The organism is Pseudomonas sp. AM4(2022) (genome assembly GCF_036346515.1).
Taxonomy (GTDB): Bacteria; Pseudomonadota; Gammaproteobacteria; order Pseudomonadales; family Pseudomonadaceae; genus Aquipseudomonas; species Aquipseudomonas paracarnis.
This window is the reverse complement of record NZ_JAOTNW010000010.1, coordinates 1-17,306: the sequence shown is the minus strand read 5'-3', so window position 1 is coordinate 17,306 and position 17,306 is coordinate 1. Positions and strand designations below refer to the sequence as shown.

Genomic DNA, 17,306 nt, shown 5'->3' with positions numbered 1-17,306 from the left:
TGTGTCACTCGAGATATTCAGTGACTGATCCACCGCCATCGCAGGCAAGCCAGCTCCCACATTTGTTTTGCGCAGTATTTAGAAATCCAGACTGACCCCGACATTGACGCCCTGCTGGGTCAAGTTGTCATCCTTCCTGAGGTTATACGCCGCCCGCAACGCCAGGTCCTGAGTCAGCTTGTGGCTGACACCCAGGCTCAAGCGGTCAGAGTTACTGCGAGGCGTATACCCGTCCAGCTTGAAGTCGATCCCCTGCACGCTGTTGAGCGAAATGTTCACCTTCTGTGTGTCATTTTCAAACTCATGCTCGTGGGCCACTTCGCCAAAAACTTGAGTTTGCGGCGTGATGCGATAGCTGCCCTGCAGGCCGACGCCCAGGCGCTTGGAGTCGCGTTGTTGATCATCAAAGGTCAGGGCGGTGGAGCGGCTGCTTTTTTCCGAGTAGCCATTGACTTCAACCCGCGCGTAATCGGCGCTGATGAATGGCGACAGGTGCCAGTCGCTGCCTGGCGCAGCGATGTCATACCCCACGCGGCCGCTCAGGGCCCAGAGCCAGCCATCGGTGTCACCTTTCTCCGAGCCTTCGCTGATGCCCAGGGCGAACTTGCGCTTGAGGCTGTCGAAGTCCAGCTTGCCGCCGGTCAATGCGGCATCGGCCCACCAGTGGTTCTGCTGATATTGAGCGAATGCCGTACCCATATAGCTGTTGAGCTTGTAGTCCGAATCATTGGCACCGGCTTCGAGTGTCTGCCGATACAGGCCGGCGGCAACACCCACGCGCCAGTTCTCATCGAGCCGGTAGCTGCCACCGATATTCAGGTTGTAGCCGCTGCCGTCGCCACTGGCCGAGCTGCTCTGATCATCGAAATCCAGGCGTTGGCCGCCGCCGGCCACTATGGCGCGCCATTGGCCGACGGCTTGCCAACTGCCGTTGTCTGCTTGCCATTGGTTGCGCAACTCGTCTTGATGCGCCCGCAATGTGCCTTGGGCCATTTCCGGCAGCAAGGTCAGTTCCCACGGCGCGGCGAGTAGCGAATAGGCGTAGTCGGCAATCAAGCGTTGCCCGGCCACGGTAGGGTGGACCGAGTCGTTGTAGATCAGCTTGGTTGGGTCCGGGTTGGTGCCGCCGATGCCATAGGTTGGGTTGGCGGTGCAACTGTTACCGCTGAAGCAGGTGCCCGTCAGGTTCTGGCCGGTGGCGAGGCCGAAGCGGGCTGGATCGGCGAAGGCCTCGTTCAACAACAGCGGGATGTTCAGCGGGATAACCTGAGCATCGACTTGCGACAGGCGCTGCACCAGGGACTGATTGAAAATATTACTCAGGGCCGAAGTCGCCGCCTGTTGTGGGGTGCCGTTGATGGCCGGCGTCAGGCCCAGGTCGGGTAGCATCCATACCATGATGTAACGCGCGCCGGCTTGTTGCAGGGCCTGGGCGCTGTCCGCCAGCCTGCCACCGGCGGCGACCGCTTGAGCGGGGCTGAGTACCCGGCCTTGCAGGAAGTCATTGCCACCACCGGAAAGGAAGTAAAGCGCGTTCGGGTCGGCTCTCCCACCATTAGCCGGCAGATAGCCCTGCCGACTGCGTAATAAAGTGCCGGCCCCAGGGTTGCCTGGGGGAATCGCAGCATTGGAGACTGAGGTAATGGAGTCGAGGATATTGTCGGTACGGTAGCCACCCACTGCCCAGTTGTTTCCGTCTGGCAAACCCTGGGCTGCGCGAACCGGTGAGGTGGAGGCATTCAGGTCGTTGGGAGCGACGCCCAGTTTCGCGCCCAGCAGGGTCGATGAGACCAGGCCGTACTCACCCTGGAAGGTCGGCCCGGTACGGTTGGTAAAGCGCAATGTGGCGCCGGCCGAACCGTCGGGGAACTGGCCTGCATCCGCCAGGCTGTCGCCGAAAACCACCATGGTTGAATAAGGTGACGGGGCTGCGAACGCCTGGGCGCAGGCCAATGACAGGAGGCAGCCGGCAAGGGGCGCGAAAAACGCTGGTCTGAGCATGCAAGATTCCATTGGGTTGTTTTTATGTCGGAAGTGAAACACTAGCAAAATTTCTGGCATTTTCTGTAGGGAAGTCCGGAATCTGCCTACGTTGCATCCCCGTATTTGCGGCTCCATATTGCACCGCTGGCGAGCCTACGTTACTGTGCCTGAACGTATGAATGAGACCCTCCCCGTGTTGATCATCAGCAAACTCTTGATGCGAGTAGTCAAGGCACACGCCCGTTGGCGTTGGCGCGCCTGACATTTTTCTCTGCCGGCCTGGCCGGACCTGTACCGATTTGCCTTCTTCACCCGTTGTCTGACGCCCCTTGCCAACTCACCCTGGCAACCGGAACGTGCGTCTGGCAGCGGGTCACACGCTTGGAAGGCGGTCATTTGAAATCAGTGAATTCAAGAGGTTTGAACCCACATGTTGCTGATGATTGATAACTACGACTCCTTTACCTACAACGTTGTGCAGTACCTGGGCGAGCTGGGTGCCGAGGTCAAGGTGGTGCGCAACGATGAGCTCAGCGTTGCCGAAATCGCCGCGTTGAACCCCGAGCGCATTGTCGTCTCACCTGGCCCGTGCACGCCCACCGAGGCGGGCATCTCTCTGGAAGCTATCCAGTACTTCGCCGGCAAGCTGCCGATCCTGGGCGTCTGCCTGGGGCACCAGTCGATCGGCCAGGCGTTTGGCGGTGATGTGGTGCGCGCGCGCGAGGTTATGCACGGCAAGACCAGTCCGGTATTTCATCGCAACCTGGGTGTGTTCCATGGCCTGAACCTGCCGGTGACCGTGACCCGTTACCACTCACTGGTGGTCAAGCGTGAAACCTTGCCCGAATGCCTGGAGCTGACCGCCTGGACCCAATTGGAAGACGGCTCGGTCGACGAGATCATGGGCCTGCGCCACAAGACACTGAACATCGAAGGGGTGCAATTTCACCCTGAATCAATCCTGACCGAGCAGGGCTACGAGCTGTTCGCCAACTTTCTCAAGCAGAGCGGCGGCACGCGCTAAGGACTTTTCATGGATATCAAGACTGCCCTGAGCCGTATCGTCGGCCATCTGGACCTGAGCACCGCAGAAATGAGCGATGTGATGCGCGAGATCATGACCGGTCAATGCACCGATGCTCAGATCGGCGCTTTTATGATGGCGATGCGCATGAAGAGCGAAAGCATCGACGAAATCGTCGGTGCGGTGTCGGTGATGCGTGAGCTGGCGGACAAGGTCGAACTCAAGACCCTCGACGGCGTCGTCGATGTAGTGGGTACCGGCGGTGACGGTGCGAATATTTTCAACGTGTCGACTGCCTCATCCTTTGTAGTGGCCGCCGCTGGCTGCACCGTCGCCAAGCACGGTAACCGTGCAGTGTCTGGCAAGAGCGGCAGTGCCGACTTGCTGGAAGCGGCCGGTATTTACCTGAACCTCACGCCGGTGCAAGTAGCGCGCTGCATTGACAGCGTTGGCATTGGCTTCATGTTTGCCCAGTCCCATCACGGCGCGATGAAGCACGCTGCCGGCCCGCGCAAGGACCTTGGCCTGCGTACCCTGTTCAACATGCTCGGCCCGCTTACGAATCCGGCCGGTGTGAAGCACCAAGTGGTGGGTGTGTTCAGCCAGGCGCTGTGCCGGCCGTTGGCCGAAGTCTTGCAGCGCTTGGGCAGCAAGCATGTGCTGGTGGTGCATTCCAAGGATGGCCTCGACGAATTCAGCCTGGCGGCGCCAACCTTCGTGGCGGAGCTCAAGAACGACGAGGTCACCGAATATTGGGTCGAGCCCGAAGACCTGGGTATGAAAAGCCAGAGCTTGCACGGCCTGGCGGTGGAAAGCCCGGCGGCTTCGCTGGAGCTGATTCGTGACGCCTTGGGGCGTCGCAAGACCGAAAACGGTCAGAAAGCTGCGGAAATGATTGTGCTCAATGCTGGCGCAGCCCTTTACGCCGCCGACCACGCCTATAGTCTCAAGGAAGGTGTCGCCTTGGCCCACGATGCGCTGCACACCGGCCTGGCTCGTGAGAAGCTCGAAGAGCTGGGAGCATTCACCGCCGTATTCAAGATGGAGAATGAAGGATGAGTGTGCCAACCGTTCTGGAAAAGATCCTGGCCCGTAAGGCTGAAGAAGTGGCTGAGCGCCGCGCCCGCGTGAGCCTGGCCGAGTTGGAAGCGCAGGCGAAAGCCGCCGATGCACCACGTGGCTTTGCCAATGCCTTGATCGCCCAGGCCAAGCTCAAGCAGCCGGCCGTGATCGCCGAGGTCAAGAAAGCCTCGCCGAGCAAGGGGGTGATTCGCGAACACTTCGTACCCGCTGAGATCGCCGTCAGTTATGAGAGGGGAGGGGCGACCTGCCTGTCCGTGCTGACCGATATTGACTACTTCCAGGGTTCCGACCTGTTCCTGCAACAGGCGCGCGCTGCGTGCAAGCTGCCGGTGATCCGCAAGGATTTCATGGTCGACCCGTACCAAATCGTCGAAGCCCGTGCCTTGGGTGCCGACTGCGTGTTGCTGATTGTCTCCGCATTGGATGACGTGAAGATGGCCGAGCTGGCGGCCGTGGCCAAAAGCGTCGGTCTGGACGTGCTGGTAGAAGTGCACGACGGCGACGAACTGGAGCGCGCGTTGAAGACCCTCGACACACCGCTGCTGGGCGTCAACAACCGTAACCTGCATACCTTCGACGTCAGCCTGGAAACCACCCTCGACCTGCTGCCGCGTATTCCGCGCGATCGTCTGGTGATTACCGAGAGTGGCATCGTCAACCGCGCCGATGTGGAGTTGATGGAAATCAGCGGCGTGTACTCGTTCCTGGTAGGCGAGACCTTTATGCGCGCCGAGAACCCGGGGGCGGAGTTGCAGCGTTTGTTCTTCCCGGAGCGCGGTACGACGATCAGCGGTTCGACGTTGGATTGATTTGAAATACGCTCGAAACTGTGGGAGCTGGCTTGCCTGCGATAGCGGCGGGTCAGCCAATCTCTGTGTAGCTGACACACCGCTATCGCAGGCAAGCCAGCTCCCACATTAGGTTTTGTGTTTATTCAGGTAGGTAGGTGTTCGATGCTCCAGCCCGTGATCATGACTGTCGAAGCAGGCCTTGCCGCCGAGCAAGCCCTATTGGCCGCCGTTTGCGCGGGGGAGCAGGCATTCGGGCTGCTGTTCTGGCAGCCCAGCGACCAAGCGCTCGTCATGCCGCGCCGTTTGAGCCGGCTGCCGGCATTCGAGGCGGCGAGCCAAGTCTCGGCCGATGCGGGTTGGCCGGTATTGCTGCGTGAAACCGGCGGTGAGCCGGTGCCGCAGTCCGGCGCCACGGTCAATATCGCCCTGGTCTATGCCCCGCCGCGCAGTGAAGGCGACCAGGGGCGGATCGAAACCGGTTATCAGCGCTTGTGCCAGCCGATCTGTGATCTGTTGATCGAGTTGGGTGGCGATGCGTCCGTCGGCGAAATTGACGGTGCCTTTTGCGACGGTCGTTACAACGTCAACCTCAATGGCCGCAAAATGGTGGGCACTGCCCAGCGTTGGCGACAAAGCGGTGGCCGCCCCGTCGGGTTGGTGCATGGGGCGATGTTGCTGGAGAACGATCGTGAGGAATTGATTGCGGCGGTCAACCGCTTCAATCAAGCCTGCGGCTTGGAGCAGCGGGTTCGCGCCGACAGCCATATCGCACTGCACGAAGCGTTTACGGCGCCGGATGCTATCAGTCGGCTCGACACGCTGTACCGGCAGATGCTGGCTGGCTTCCTGCCGCTCTAGCGGGTACCGAACACCACCATTGTCTTGCCTTTGACGTGCACCAGGTTGCGTTCTTCCAAGTCCTTGAGCACGCGGCCGACCATTTCCCGTGAACACCCGACAATACGTCCGATCTCTTGGCGCGTGACTTTGATCTGCATGCCGTCGGGATGGGTCATGGCATCGGGTTGCTTGCATAGCTCCAGCAGGCAGCGAGCGACGCGGCCGGTGACATCAAAGAACGCCAGGTCGCCGACTTTGCGGGTGGTGTCGCGCAGGCGCTGGGCGATCTGCCCGCTCAGGGCGTACAAGATATCCGGATCATGCTGGGCCAGTTCGCGAAATTTCGTATAGCTGATCTCGGCCACTTCGCACTCAACTTTGGTCCGTACCCAAGCGCTGCGTTCCTGCTCTTTGCCTGCTTGTTCAAACAAACCCAGCTCCCCGAAGAAGTCTCCGGCGTTGAGGTAGGCAATGATCATCTCACGGCCATCTTCATCCTCGATCAGGATGGTGACCGAGCCCTTGATGATGAAGAATAGGGTTTCTGAACGCTCGCCGGCGCAGATGATGTTGTGCTTGGCCGGATGACGTCGGCGCTGGCAATGCAGCAACAGTTTGTCGAGGTTCTTGATCTTGGGTGTGGGAGTAAGAGCAACCATGGTTGTATCCCGAAAAGACTGCGCGGTGTAGTTGGCGTTGTTTTTATCCAGCGGCATCTCATTGATATACGCTGTACAAGTCATGGCAATGCGCCATTCATTTGGCGCCAGCTTACCAGACACTTTCTGCCGCGATTAGCCAATTTACCGGGCAAACGCTGTCATTTATCGAATTTATGCAGGGCGCTGTTGTTTCAAGGCCCTGTGCTAAGCTGGCGACCCTTTTTTAGCAGTGGAGTCTGGGCGATGAAGGCACGCATCCAATGGGCGGGCGAAGCCATGTTCCTCGGTGAGTCGGGCAGCGGCCATGTGGTGGTCATGGACGGTCCGCCGGAAGCCGGCGGTCGGAACCTGGGTGTACGCCCGATGGAAATGTTGCTGCTGGGTGTGGGCGGTTGCAGCAATTTTGACGTGGTCAGCATCTTGAAGAAGTCCCGCCAGGCCGTGGAAAGCTGCGAAGCCTTCCTGGAAGCTGAACGCGCCACTGAAGACCCCAAGGTTTTTACCAAGATCCATATGCATTTCGTGGTCAAGGGCCGGGCGCTGAAAGAAGCCCAGGTCAAGCGTGCCATCGAGCTGTCGGCGGAGAAGTACTGCTCAGCCTCAATCATGCTGGGGGCCGCGGGCGTGGTCATTACCCACGACTACGAAATCATCGAGTTGGGTTGATTGCAGCAGGCAAAAGAAAGGGCGCTTCGGGCGCCCTTTTTTTTGGTTCAGATTCGATAGGTGCTTTTGGTCATGACCTTGGCCAACAGGCTCATGCCGAACCGTACCGGGGCTGGAAAGCGGAAGCCGCCCGCGTCCAGCGCGCTCTCTGCGTGGTGCTCTTCATCGATGCGCATCTGCTCAAGAATAGCCCGTGACTTTTCGTCTTCGGCCGGCAGTTGCTCCAGGTGTTCATCCAGGTGCTTGCACACCTGATGTTCTGTCGCGGCCACAAACCCCAGGCTGACTTTGTCGCTGATCAGCCCGGCAGCAGCGCCGATACCAAACGACAAACCATAAAACAGTGGGTTGAGTACGCTGGGATGGCTGCCCAACTGGCGGATGCGTTGTTCGCACCAGGCCAGGTGGTCGATCTCTTCCTCGGCCGCATGCTCCATTGCCGTGCGTACCTGCGGCAACTTGGCGGTCAGCGCCTGGCCCTGGTACAGCGCCTGGGCACAGACTTCACCGGTATGGTTGATGCGCATCAGGCCAGCGACGTGACGGGTGTCGGTCTCGCTCAGCAGTACATCCGGCTGCACAATGGCGGGCGATGGGCGGTAGGGCTGGCCGCTGAACGGCAGCAGGGTGCGCATGGCCATGTCGGCTTGCAGCAACAGACGGTCAATCGGCGAGTAGTGACGTTGGGTAGTCATGCTGACCTCCGGGAAGAATCTCGGCGGCCAGTTTACCGCAAGAGAGCGTGCAGCGTTTGTGCTGAGTCAATTTGCCCTTGTGCACTCAGCCCGGTGGCCAGTTCATCTGGCGCTGACCCAGCACGTGCATATGAATGTGGTAAACGGTTTGCCCGCCGTCTTCATTGCAGTTCATCACCACGCGAAAGCCTTTTTCGCAGCCTTGTTCCACGGCCAGGCGCTGGGCGGTGAACAGGATATGGCCGGCCAGCGCCTTATCGTCCTCGGTCAAGTCGTTGAGGGTACGAATGGGCTTTTTCGGGATAACCAGGAAATGCACTGGCGCCTGCGGGGCGATATCGTGAAAAGCCAGGACTTGGTCATCTTCATAGATGATCTTCGCCGGTATTTCTCTGTTGATGATCTTGGTGAACAGAGTATCCACAGCCGTTTCTCCATCGTGAAAGTTAGGTGAGTGTACCCAGGCCGTCAGCGTGGGCAATAGGCCTTGTTGATGGCGCCGGCAATTTTGCGGGTCAGCCAGCGGGGGCTCAGGCGTGGGCTGAACGTCAGCCAACGATTGCGGCGCCCGGGAATGATGATGGCCTTGTTATTTTCCAGCGCCCGCACGGTGTAAAGCGCGACTTCTTCCGGGCTCATCAGTTGCTGGCTGCGGTCGAGTTTCGCCGTATCCATCTGTGCGGTGCCGAAGAATGCGGTGCGCGTAGGCCCGGGGCACAACACTGAAACCTTGATGCCGCAGGTCTTTAATTCTTCGCGCAACCCTTCGGAGAAGTGCAGCACGTAGGCTTTGCTGGCGTAGTAGCTGCTCATCCACGGCCCAGGCTGGAAGGCAGCGACCGAAGCCACATTAAGGATTTGCCCGCCGCCATGCAGGGCCATGGCATTGCCCAGTGCGTGGCACATGCGGGTCAAGGCCAGGATGTTGACTTCGATGAGGTCCTGCTCGGTCATCCAGTCCTGGGCCAGGAACGGCCCGCTGGTGCCGATGCCGGCGCAGTTGACCAGCAGGTCGATCTGTCGCTCACCCTCTTCGAGCTCCAGCAAAAAGCCGGACAAACGCAGCGGCTCGCCCAAATCACAGGCACGAAACAGCACCTCGACGCCGAAGCGTTGGGTCAACTCCAATGCAATGCTTTCCAACTGATCACGCTGGCGGGCCACCAGAATCAAGCTGCGGCCGCGCCGTGCCAAGGCTTCGGCCAATGCCAGGCCGATGCCACTGGAGGCGCCGGTGATCAGAGCGTAACGGGTCATGCCTTTCTCCATCGCAACGCCACCGGCCTATGACAGTGCGTCACAGGCGGCGGGCGTTTCTTCACTGTTCTGGAGAGTCTACAGGTTCGGCTGCATCGTCAGCACTTTGCGCTGCGGCTTCGTCAACGATAGCGCTTTGATCGGCGTCTGCATCGGAGGTGATGGAGCTGCTTTCGTAGCTGCTGTCCATGTTGGCTTCAAGCTGGTCCAGGTAGCCGTTCATGCCCAGGGTGACGACGATGATGAGCATCAAGGGAATGAACGCCAGCCACAGCGAGGCCAGGATTTTCACCGCAGTGGAGTTGCGTGGTGGTGGCGCGCCGTATTGGTTGGCGCCCGTATTGCCTGGCAATACCAGCAACAGCAGCGGGAAAACACTGTTAACCAGCGGAACCAGGTTCAGCAGGTACAACCAGCCAGACCAGCCCAGGTCATGCAGGCGCTGCACGCCGATTTGCACGCTCACCACTACCAGTGCCACAAACAGCGCGAAACCCAGCAGTGAGCCAATAATGATGGCGATGGTTGGCGAGGCTGTCGCCACCGCGAAGCCCACCGTACTGATGATGCCCGCCGCCACCAGCATCGCGACGGTCAGTGCCAACGTCCAGGCCAGGTAGCGCAGGCGCCCGATGCGCCCGTGGATGGTGAAGACCTTGAGGGTTGCGAACTCCGGCAGGTCGTCCCCAACGGCAGCGCGTGGCGGTGCATAAGGTGACGCAGCGGCGCGGTCAGAGGTTGACGAGTCCGTCTCGTGGGTTTCTGCAAGGTTGAATGCCACGGGTTGTTCGGCCTCGATGCGAGCGTCGACCCCGGCGTTGTGCAGTGCCGTCAGGTAAGTTTGCGCGTCGGGGTGGGACAGGTCGCGCTTGAGCGCGACGGGGCGGCCGGTGAAGAGCTTTTCGATCGCTTCAACATCGCTTTTGAATAACTCGGCGAGGTTCAGCTTGGCGGTGGTGCTTTCGACACCTGGGCGCAAGGCTCCGTCAAACACAATCTTGAAACGGCTGTCGCTCATGCGGGCATCCTTGTCACTTAATCAGGGAGAGTATGCAGGCCTGTCCAGTTGGCAGGCCCGGCAGTGGGTCAGCGTGGCCAGCGCAGTTGCGCGGCGTGCTCGCGTGCTTTGCGGTATTCGGCGTCCAGGCGCGCTATGAGCTCATCCACAGTGGGTACATCATTGATCTCACCGACGCCTTGGCCAGCAGACCATACAGTTTTCCACGCTTTGGCCTCATCGCTCAATGGCTTGAGCTTGGAACCGAAGTTGACTTCACCTTTGCCCTGAAGCGCAGCGAGGTCAAAACCGGCATTTTCCAGGCTCTGGCGCATGAAGCTTGCAGGTACGCCGGAGACTGCAGGAGTGTGCACGATGTCGGCAGCGCGCGATGTGAGCAGCATCTCCTTATAGGCATCCGGTGCCTGGCTTTCGGCGGTGCCGATAAAGCGCGTGCCGAAATATGCCAGGTCTGCCCCCAGCATCTGGGCGGCAAGAATTTCGTGCCCATGGTTAAGGCAGCCCGCCAGCAGCAGGGTTTTGTCGAAGAACTGGCGAATTTCGGCAACCAGTGAAAAGGGGCTCCAGGTGCCAGCGTGGCCACCCGCGCCAGCGGCTACGGCAATCAGGCCGTCGACGCCGGCTTCAGCGGCTTTTTCCGCATGGCGGCGGGTAGTAACGTCATGAAATACCAGGCCGCCGTAGCTATGAACCGCGTCCACCAGTTCCTTTACCGCACCGAGGCTGGTGATGACGATGGGCACCTTGTGCTCGACACAGATCGCCAGGTCGGCCTCCAGCCGTGGGTTGCTGTTGTGCACGATCAGGTTCACGGCATAGGGCGCAGGGTTGTCCAGCAGCGCCAAGCCCGCTTCGATTTCTTCCAACCAGGCCTTGAAGCCACTGCTTTCGCGTTGGTTGAGCGCCGGGAAACTCCCAACTACCCCGTTGCGACAGCAGGCCAGGACCAGTTGCGGATTGGAGATCAGAAACATCGGCGCGGCCACCACGGGCAGGCGCAGACGTTGTTCCAGAAGAGCGGGCAGCGACATTGGAGGTTCCCCGAGTAATTGACGTTAGAACGGTTTGACCACGACCAAAATTACGATAGCCAGCAATATCAGAACCGGGACTTCATTGAACCAGCGATAAAAAACATGGCTGCGGGTGTTTTCGCCACGGGCGAAGCGCTTTACCTGTGCGCCGCACATGTGATGGTAGCCAATCAGCAGGACGACCAGGGTCAGCTTGGCGTGGATCCAGGCGCCCGACTGGAAAATGCCGGGGTTGAGGGCCAGCATCCAGATGCCGAAGACCAGTGTGGCAACCATCGACGGGCCCATGATGCCCCGGTACAACTTGCGCTCCATGATGCTGAAGCGCTCCTTGCTGACGGTGTCTTCGCTTTGGGCGTGGTAGACGAACAGGCGCGGCAGGTAGAACAGCCCGGCAAACCAGCAAACGATGCTGACGATATGGAAGGCTTTGACCCATAGATAGAGCATTTTAGTTATTCCCAGGTTCACGGTAGCGAAGATAGTAGTGGCTCATGCGCCCGTACGTCACGTTGACGGTTGTCGCAGGACGATACGGCCCCTATTATCGACGGCTTTCCAGTGGGTTCGTTGAGGGCAGGTTTATGGTCAAGGTCGGTATCGTCGGCGGCACGGGTTACACCGGTGTCGAATTGCTGCGTCTGTTGGCTCAGCATCCGCAAGCGGAGGTGGTGGTCATCACTTCCCGATCCGAAGCCGGGCTGGCCGTGGCCGATATGTACCCGAACCTGCGAGGCCACTATGATGGCCTGGCGTTCAGTGTGCCGGACACCAAGACCCTGGCTGCCTGCGACGTGGTGTTCTTCGCCACGCCTCACGGTGTGGCTCATGCGTTGGCAGGCGAGCTGCTGGCGGCAGGTACCAAAGTTATCGACTTGTCGGCAGACTTCCGCCTGCAGGACGCCGATGAGTGGGCCAAATGGTACGGCCAACCCCATGGTGCGCCGCAACTGTTGGAAGAGGCGGTTTACGGCCTGCCGGAAGTCAATCGCGAGCAGATCAAGCAAGCACGCCTGATTGCGGTGCCGGGGTGCTATCCGACGGCGACGCAATTGGGCTTCCTGCCATTGCTGGAAGCTGGCTTGGCGGATGCGTCGCGCCTGATCGCCGACTGCAAGTCGGGCGTCAGTGGTGCGGGCCGTGGTGCAGCGGTAGGTTCCCTTTACTCCGAAACGTCGGAAAGCATGAAAGCCTATGCGGTAAAAGGTCATAGGCACTTGCCGGAAATCCGCCAGGGCTTGCGTCGCGCTGCCGGCCAGGATGTGGGGCTGACCTTCGTGCCGCACCTGACGCCGATGATCCGCGGGATTCACTCCACGCTGTATGCGACCGTCACCGATCGCTCGGTAGACCTGCAGGCGCTGTTTGAAAAGCGTTATGCCAATGAGCCGTTTGTCGATGTGATGCCGGCCGGCAGCCATCCGGAAACGCGTAGCGTGCGTGGCGCCAATGTGTGCCGTATTGCGGTGCATCGGCCGCAGGATGGCGACCTGGTGGTGGTGTTGTCGGTGATCGACAATCTGGTCAAGGGCGCGTCGGGCCAGGCGGTGCAGAACATGAACATCCTGTTCGGCCTGGATGAGAAGTTGGGCCTGTCCCATGCGGGGATGTTGCCTTAAGGCGGGCTTACCGTTGCGCAAAGGCCCGTTGATCGGGCCTTTTGCATTTTTAATGGTCGCTGGGCAGATTGATATACCGTAACAATAGTTGACCGCTTTTCTAGGAGAAGCGGATAATACCGGCCATTACGCATATGGCGGCGCTACGCCGGGAGATTATCAGCATGAGCGTTGAATCCTTCACCCCCACGGCTTTGCAATTCACCCACGGTGCTGCGCACAAGGTGAAGAGCCTGGTCGATGAAGAGGGTAATGATCGCTTGAAGCTGCGCGTATTCGTTACGGGCGGCGGTTGTTCAGGGTTTCAGTACGGTTTTACCTTCGATGAAGATGTGGCCGATGACGACACTATCGTTGAACGCGAAGGTGTGAGCCTGGTCGTGGATCCGATGAGCTTCCAATACCTGGCGGGTGCCGAGGTGGATTATCAGGAAGGTCTGGAAGGCTCGCGTTTCGTGATCAAGAACCCTAATGCCACCACGACGTGTGGTTGCGGGTCTTCGTTCTCGATCTGATCGGTAGCAGATACAAGAACGCCGCTTGGCTCATACGGGCCAAGCGGCGTTTTGCTGTCTGGGAGTCAGGCGGGGTAGATTGCGCCAAGCACTCGAAGCCCACGTGCGCCAGTGACGCTGGGGCGATTGGCGGCAATGCCTTCAAGGCAGCAATGGGCCAGCCAGGCGAAGGCCATTGCTTCTACCCAGTCAGGATCTACGCCGTAGGCCGTTGTAGTGCTGACATGGGTGGAAGGCAGCAATGTTGTGAGCCGGCTCATCAGTGCCGCGTTATGGGCGCCGCCGCCGCAGATCAGCAAGGTTGTCGTGTCAGTCTGGGCGTTTTGCAGGGACTCGACGATGGTCAGGGCCGTCAGCTCCAGCAGGGTGGCCTGCACGTCTTGAGGCTCGAAGGCGGGCAAACGGCCAAGGTTCTGCTGCAGCCAGGCCAGGTTGAACACTTCGCGGCCCGTGCTTTTCGGGCCTTTGGTCATGAAGAATGGATCGCTGAGCAACGTATTGAGCAGTTGGGGCTGGACCTTGCCCCTGGCCGCCCATTGCCCGTCCCGATCGAAGTGTTCGCCGCGCTGCAGGTGAATCCAGGCATCGAGGAGGACGTTCCCCGGGCCGCAGTCGAAACCGGCGACAGGTTTGCCCGTCTCGATCAGGCTGAGGTTGCTGAACCCGCCGACATTCAATACCGCGCGATTGCCCGTCTGTTCGCTGAACAAGGCTTCATGAAAGGCCGGAACCAAAGGAGCGCCTTGGCCGCCGGCAGCGACATCGCGGCTGCGGAAGTCGCTGACGACGGTGATGCCTGTCAGCTCGGTGAGAAGGGCAGGGTTGCCGATCTGAACGGTAAAGCCCCGGGCGGGTTCATGGCGAATCGTCTGACCATGGCTGCCAATCGCCCGAATGTCCTTAGGCTTGAGGTTCTGTTGATCCAGCAAGGCGTGGATGCCTTGTGCAGCGAGCGTTACCCATTGTTGCTGGGCGATTGCCGAGCGGGCGATTTCATCCGGGCCGCTGGCGCATAGGCTCAGCAGTTCTGTGCGCAAGGCGTCGGGCATTGGGATATAGCGAGTGGCGATCAGATTGATCGCCGCGCCTTGTTCGATAAGGGCTATATCCAGGCCGTCGAGGCTGGTCCCGGACATCACACCGATATAGAGCGGCATACCTTAACGCTTCGCCGAAGCCAGCAAGGTGGAGCGCTCTTGATCCATCCGCGCCATCAGCGGCTGGCTCTGTTGCATGAAGCGCGCACGTTCGGCCTTGGCAATAGGGTCAGCCATTGGCAGCTTCTGGCCCAATGGGTCGACGTGTACGCCGTTGACCTGGAACTCATAGTGCAAGTGCGGGCCGGTGGAGAGGCCGGTGGTACCGATGTAACCGATCACTTGGCCCTGTTTCACGTTGCCGCCAGTCTTGACGCCCTTGGCAAAGCCTTGCATGTGGCCGTACAGCGTGCGGTAAGTGTTGCCGTGCTGGATGATCACCGTATTGCCGTAACCACCACGACGCCCCGCCAACAAGACCTTGCCGTCGCCAGCCGCTTTGATTGGCGTGCCACGCGGCGCGGCATAGTCGACACCCTTGTGCGCACGAATTTTGTTCAGAATTGGATGCTTGCGGCCCATGGAGAAACGCGAGCTAATACGGGCAAAGTCAACGGGAGTACGGATGAAGGCCTTGCGCATGCTGTTGCCATCAGCTGTGTAGTAGCTGCTGTTGCCCTGTTTGTTGGTGTAGCGCACGGCGGTGTAGGTTTTGCCACGGTTGGTGAAGCGTGCCGACAGAATGTTGCCAGTGCCGACCACTTTTCCGTTGGCTACTTTCTGCTCGTAGATCACGTCGAATTCGTCGCCTTGACGGATGTCCTGAGCGAAGTCGATGTCGTAGCCAAATACGCTGGCCATGTCCATGGTCATGCTATGCGAGAGGCCCGCACGCGCGGCCGATTGCGACAGGGAGCTGTTGATCACGCCGTGTACGTAGGCGGAACGCATGACGGGTTTGGTGGTGATTCGGTTGAATGCGAAGCCTTTGGCGCCTTTGCTCAGGCTGATACTTTCCAGGTCACTGATGCTGGTATGCAGGTTGTTCAACTGGCCGTCTGGCGTCAGCTCAAATTCAAGCTTCTGGCCACGTTTGAGCTGAGTGAATTGCTTGGCTTGCTTATCGCTGGCGAGCACTTCATTTACAGCGGCGGCAGGCAACCCAACCTTTTCGAACAGGGTAGATAGTGTATCGCCTTTGCCCACGATGACTTCGCGATGCTGGGGATTCTTGGCTGCGGCTGCTGCAGGTGCTTCCTGGGCGGCTTGCTGGGTGTCTTCGGGAGTGCTTTCGATCTGTGCGAAAGGTGACTCAGCTGCATTGTTTGTGGCTTGTTGAGCGTCGGAAGCGTCTTGATCTTGTGTCAGTTGTTCAACTGGGCTTTCCAGATCAAGGCTCAGGGATGTTCGTTTGGCTTCAACGTCACTGGAAGGGAATACCAGCAGTGCCAGGCTGAGAAGGGCGGCGATACCACTTGCGGCGAGCAGGTGGGTCTTCGGGTAAAGCGGCGGCGCTTTAGACGGTTCAGTGGTCATAAGTAATTTTGACTTTGAAAATGAAATGGAAAAGATGAATGACATGATGAAGATGAAATAACTGTATAAAATATAACCAAATCATCTGTGGCGCAAGCTCGCGAACGCTGGGCTTGCTGAACGGTGTCCGTGCGCAGGGCAAAACTTGTAATTAGTCCCTGATCTTGTATGGTTGGTTCCCTTTTGAATCTGAGCCTTGCGGGTCTGTTATGAAGTCGGTTGAAGAGCAGCTAGCGCTGATAAAACGTGGTGCGGAAGAACTGTTGGTCGAGGCCGAGCTGATCGAAAAGCTCAAGCGTGGCCAACCCCTGCGTATCAAGGCTGGCTTTGATCCGACCGCGCCGGATCTGCACCTGGGGCATACCGTGCTTATTAATAAGCTGCGTCAGTTCCAGGAGCTGGGCCATCAAGTCATCTTCCTTATAGGTGACTTCACCGGGATGATCGGTGATCCAAGCGGCAAGAGCGCTACGCGCCCGCCGCTGACTCGCGAACAGGTGCTCGATAATGCCGAGACCTATAAGACCCAGGTATTCAAGATTCTTGACCCAGCCAAGACCGAGGTGGCGTTCAACTCCACCTGGATGGACAAAATGGGGCCGGCAGATTTCATTCGCCTGACTTCTCAGTACACCGTGGCGCGCATGCTCGAGCGCGATGACTTTGACAAGCGCTACTCGACCAATCAGCCAATCGCCATCCATGAGTTCCTTTACCCGCTGGTTCAAGGGTATGACTCGGTGGCGCTGCGTGCGGATGTCGAGCTGGGTGGCACCGATCAGAAGTTCAACCTGCTGATGGGGCGTGAATTGCAGCGCGCCTATGGTCAGGAGGCTCAGTGCATTCTGACCATGCCATTGCTGGAAGGCTTGGATGGCGTCAAGAAGATGTCCAAGTCCCTGGGTAACTATGTTGGTATCCAGGAAGCGCCGGGTGTGATGTACGGCAAGCTGGTGTCTATTCCGGATGCGCTGATGTGGCGCTACTTCGAGCTGTTGAGCTTCCGCTCGATGGACGAGATCAATGCGCTGCGTGCGGATGTCGAGGCGGGCGCTAATCCTCGCGATGTGAAGATTAAGCTGGCTGAAGAAATCGTTGCGCGTTTCCATGGTGAGGAGGCTGCGGCCAGCGCTCACCGTGCGGCAGGTAATCGCATGAAAGATGGCGAGCTGCCTGACGATCTGCCCGAGATTGAGCTGACTGCTGCCGAGGCGATGCCGATTGCTGCTGTGCTTAATAAAGCTGGTCTGGTGAAGAATTCAGCGGTCGCGCGTGATCTTTTGGGGTCGGGCGGTGTGCGTATAGATGGTGAGGTGGTTGATCGCACCTTTATATACGAGCTGGGCGCCACTCACGTTTGCCAGGCGGGCAAGAAGGCGTTTGCGCGCATTACGCTCAAATCCGAATAAGTCTGAAATAGGTGTTGACGGCGAATTATATCTGTCTATAATTCGCCCCACTTCCGGCGCAGTCGAAACGGAAAACTCCTTGGTAAACAATGAGTTAAGAAGTTTCTGGCAGCAAGTTGCTTCAGTTCATCGAAGCC

General features: G+C 59.0%; 18 protein-coding genes. 8 read left to right on the top strand and 10 right to left on the bottom strand.

Annotation, left to right across the window (positions count from 1 at the left end; genetic code table 11):
* Positions 1 to 78: 78 nt before the first annotated feature.
* Positions 79 to 2,001: an esterase EstP gene (estP, locus tag ODQ19_RS15290; RefSeq protein WP_116667980.1), complete on the bottom strand. Its 1,923-nt coding sequence runs from the start codon at positions 1,999 to 2,001 to the stop codon at positions 79 to 81.
* A gap of 412 nt (positions 2,002 to 2,413) precedes the next feature.
* Here estP and ODQ19_RS15285 point away from each other — a divergent pair, with 412 nt between their 5' ends.
* The 4 genes from ODQ19_RS15285 to ODQ19_RS15270 all read left to right on the top strand — a co-directional run bounded on the left by ODQ19_RS15285 (position 2,414) and on the right by ODQ19_RS15270 (position 5,739).
* Positions 2,414 to 3,007: an aminodeoxychorismate/anthranilate synthase component II gene (locus ODQ19_RS15285; protein ID WP_330210528.1), complete on the top strand. Its 594-nt coding sequence runs from the start codon at positions 2,414 to 2,416 to the stop codon at positions 3,005 to 3,007.
* A gap of 9 nt (positions 3,008 to 3,016) precedes the next feature.
* Complete coding sequence (gene trpD, locus ODQ19_RS15280; RefSeq protein ID WP_003194694.1) at positions 3,017 to 4,066, top strand: anthranilate phosphoribosyltransferase; 1,050 nt, start codon at positions 3,017 to 3,019, stop codon at positions 4,064 to 4,066.
* The gene (gene trpC, locus ODQ19_RS15275) at positions 4,063 to 4,899 is read left to right on the top strand and encodes an indole-3-glycerol phosphate synthase TrpC (protein ID WP_116667981.1); all 837 of its coding nucleotides are present in this window, start codon (positions 4,063 to 4,065) and stop codon (positions 4,897 to 4,899) included. Before trpD ends, trpC begins: the two co-directional genes overlap by 4 nt.
* A 144-nt stretch (positions 4,900 to 5,043) precedes the next feature.
* A complete protein-coding gene (locus tag ODQ19_RS15270) occupies positions 5,044 to 5,739 on the top strand; it encodes a lipoate--protein ligase family protein (RefSeq protein ID WP_330210527.1) in 696 nt (231 codons plus the stop codon).
* On the opposite strand, the gene crp is transcribed toward ODQ19_RS15270, so the two are convergent.
* Positions 5,736 to 6,380: a cAMP-activated global transcriptional regulator CRP gene (gene crp / locus ODQ19_RS15265; RefSeq protein ID WP_116667995.1), complete on the bottom strand. Its 645-nt coding sequence runs from the start codon at positions 6,378 to 6,380 to the stop codon at positions 5,736 to 5,738. The genes ODQ19_RS15270 and crp overlap by 4 nt on opposite strands.
* 246 nt (positions 6,381 to 6,626) lie before the next feature.
* On the opposite strand from crp, the gene ODQ19_RS15260 reads away from it, so the two are divergent.
* A complete protein-coding gene (locus ODQ19_RS15260; protein ID WP_003194686.1) occupies positions 6,627 to 7,049 on the top strand; it encodes an OsmC family protein in 423 nt (140 codons plus the stop codon).
* 47 nt (positions 7,050 to 7,096) lie between these two features.
* On the opposite strand, the gene coq7 is transcribed toward ODQ19_RS15260, so the two are convergent.
* The 6 genes from coq7 to hemJ all read right to left on the bottom strand — a co-directional run bounded on the left by coq7 (position 7,097) and on the right by hemJ (position 11,503).
* A complete protein-coding gene (gene coq7 / locus ODQ19_RS15255; protein ID WP_330210526.1) occupies positions 7,097 to 7,744 on the bottom strand; it encodes a 2-polyprenyl-3-methyl-6-methoxy-1,4-benzoquinone monooxygenase in 648 nt (215 codons plus the stop codon).
* An 85-nt stretch (positions 7,745 to 7,829) separates the two neighbouring features.
* Positions 7,830 to 8,168, bottom strand: coding sequence for a histidine triad nucleotide-binding protein (locus tag ODQ19_RS15250; protein WP_003194682.1), 339 nt, complete (start codon positions 8,166 to 8,168; stop codon positions 7,830 to 7,832).
* Positions 8,169 to 8,212: 44 nt separating this feature from the next.
* A complete protein-coding gene (locus ODQ19_RS15245) occupies positions 8,213 to 9,001 on the bottom strand; it encodes an SDR family NAD(P)-dependent oxidoreductase (RefSeq protein ID WP_116667984.1) in 789 nt (262 codons plus the stop codon).
* A 61-nt stretch (positions 9,002 to 9,062) separates the two neighbouring features.
* Positions 9,063 to 10,019, bottom strand: coding sequence for a DUF805 domain-containing protein (locus tag ODQ19_RS15240; RefSeq protein ID WP_116667985.1), 957 nt, complete (start codon positions 10,017 to 10,019; stop codon positions 9,063 to 9,065).
* Between the two features lie 68 nt (positions 10,020 to 10,087).
* Positions 10,088 to 11,050: an NAD(P)H-dependent flavin oxidoreductase gene (locus ODQ19_RS15235; RefSeq protein ID WP_330210525.1), complete on the bottom strand. Its 963-nt coding sequence runs from the start codon at positions 11,048 to 11,050 to the stop codon at positions 10,088 to 10,090.
* Positions 11,051 to 11,074: 24 nt separating this feature from the next.
* Positions 11,075 to 11,503, bottom strand: coding sequence for a protoporphyrinogen oxidase HemJ (gene hemJ, locus ODQ19_RS15230; protein ID WP_330210524.1), 429 nt, complete (start codon positions 11,501 to 11,503; stop codon positions 11,075 to 11,077).
* Positions 11,504 to 11,637: 134 nt separating this feature from the next.
* On the opposite strand from hemJ, the gene argC reads away from it, so the two are divergent.
* Positions 11,638 to 12,672, top strand: coding sequence for an N-acetyl-gamma-glutamyl-phosphate reductase (gene argC, locus ODQ19_RS15225; RefSeq protein ID WP_060764004.1), 1,035 nt, complete (start codon positions 11,638 to 11,640; stop codon positions 12,670 to 12,672).
* 164 nt (positions 12,673 to 12,836) lie between these two features.
* Positions 12,837 to 13,187 (top strand): iron-sulfur cluster insertion protein ErpA, encoded by a 351-nt coding sequence (gene erpA / locus ODQ19_RS15220; protein WP_003176443.1) that lies wholly within the window; start codon positions 12,837 to 12,839, stop codon positions 13,185 to 13,187.
* Positions 13,188 to 13,252: 65 nt separating this feature from the next.
* Here the strand turns inward: erpA and ODQ19_RS15215 are convergent, their stop codons facing one another.
* Both ODQ19_RS15215 and ODQ19_RS15210 read right to left on the bottom strand, forming a co-directional pair.
* Entirely contained in the window at positions 13,253 to 14,344 is a 1,092-nt protein-coding gene (locus tag ODQ19_RS15215) for an anhydro-N-acetylmuramic acid kinase (protein ID WP_330210523.1), read from the bottom strand.
* A 3-nt stretch (positions 14,345 to 14,347) separates the two neighbouring features.
* Positions 14,348 to 15,760 carry a peptidoglycan DD-metalloendopeptidase family protein gene (locus tag ODQ19_RS15210; protein WP_330210522.1) on the bottom strand — a complete coding sequence of 471 codons (1,413 nt, stop codon included), beginning with the start codon at positions 15,758 to 15,760 and terminating at the stop codon, positions 14,348 to 14,350.
* Positions 15,761 to 15,969: 209 nt separating this feature from the next.
* On the opposite strand from ODQ19_RS15210, the gene tyrS reads away from it, so the two are divergent.
* Positions 15,970 to 17,169, top strand: coding sequence for a tyrosine--tRNA ligase (gene tyrS, locus ODQ19_RS15205; RefSeq protein WP_005791998.1), 1,200 nt, complete (start codon positions 15,970 to 15,972; stop codon positions 17,167 to 17,169).
* Positions 17,170 to 17,306: the final 137 nt, after the last annotated feature.

What these genes read in the sequence shown, in the direction of transcription:
- estP (WP_116667980.1), bottom strand. Translation starts at nt 2,001, where the DNA reads ATGCTCAGACCAGCGTTTTTCGCGCCCCTTGCCGGCTGCCTCCTGTCA.
- ODQ19_RS15285 (WP_330210528.1), top strand. Translation starts at nt 2,414, where the DNA reads ATGTTGCTGATGATTGATAACTACGACTCCTTTACCTACAACGTTGTG.
- trpD (WP_003194694.1), top strand. Translation starts at nt 3,017, where the DNA reads ATGGATATCAAGACTGCCCTGAGCCGTATCGTCGGCCATCTGGACCTG.
- trpC (WP_116667981.1), top strand. Translation starts at nt 4,063, where the DNA reads ATGAGTGTGCCAACCGTTCTGGAAAAGATCCTGGCCCGTAAGGCTGAA.
- ODQ19_RS15270 (WP_330210527.1), top strand. Translation starts at nt 5,044, where the DNA reads ATGCTCCAGCCCGTGATCATGACTGTCGAAGCAGGCCTTGCCGCCGAG.
- crp (WP_116667995.1), bottom strand. Translation starts at nt 6,380, where the DNA reads ATGGTTGCTCTTACTCCCACACCCAAGATCAAGAACCTCGACAAACTG.
- ODQ19_RS15260 (WP_003194686.1), top strand. Translation starts at nt 6,627, where the DNA reads ATGAAGGCACGCATCCAATGGGCGGGCGAAGCCATGTTCCTCGGTGAG.
- coq7 (WP_330210526.1), bottom strand. Translation starts at nt 7,744, where the DNA reads ATGACTACCCAACGTCACTACTCGCCGATTGACCGTCTGTTGCTGCAA.
- ODQ19_RS15245 (WP_116667984.1), bottom strand. Translation starts at nt 9,001, where the DNA reads ATGACCCGTTACGCTCTGATCACCGGCGCCTCCAGTGGCATCGGCCTG.
- ODQ19_RS15240 (WP_116667985.1), bottom strand. Translation starts at nt 10,019, where the DNA reads ATGAGCGACAGCCGTTTCAAGATTGTGTTTGACGGAGCCTTGCGCCCA.
- ODQ19_RS15235 (WP_330210525.1), bottom strand. Translation starts at nt 11,050, where the DNA reads ATGTCGCTGCCCGCTCTTCTGGAACAACGTCTGCGCCTGCCCGTGGTG.
- hemJ (WP_330210524.1), bottom strand. Translation starts at nt 11,503, where the DNA reads ATGCTCTATCTATGGGTCAAAGCCTTCCATATCGTCAGCATCGTTTGC.
- argC (WP_060764004.1), top strand. Translation starts at nt 11,638, where the DNA reads ATGGTCAAGGTCGGTATCGTCGGCGGCACGGGTTACACCGGTGTCGAA.
- erpA (WP_003176443.1), top strand. Translation starts at nt 12,837, where the DNA reads ATGAGCGTTGAATCCTTCACCCCCACGGCTTTGCAATTCACCCACGGT.
- ODQ19_RS15215 (WP_330210523.1), bottom strand. Translation starts at nt 14,344, where the DNA reads ATGCCGCTCTATATCGGTGTGATGTCCGGGACCAGCCTCGACGGCCTG.
- ODQ19_RS15210 (WP_330210522.1), bottom strand. Translation starts at nt 15,760, where the DNA reads ATGACCACTGAACCGTCTAAAGCGCCGCCGCTTTACCCGAAGACCCAC.
- tyrS (WP_005791998.1), top strand. Translation starts at nt 15,970, where the DNA reads ATGAAGTCGGTTGAAGAGCAGCTAGCGCTGATAAAACGTGGTGCGGAA.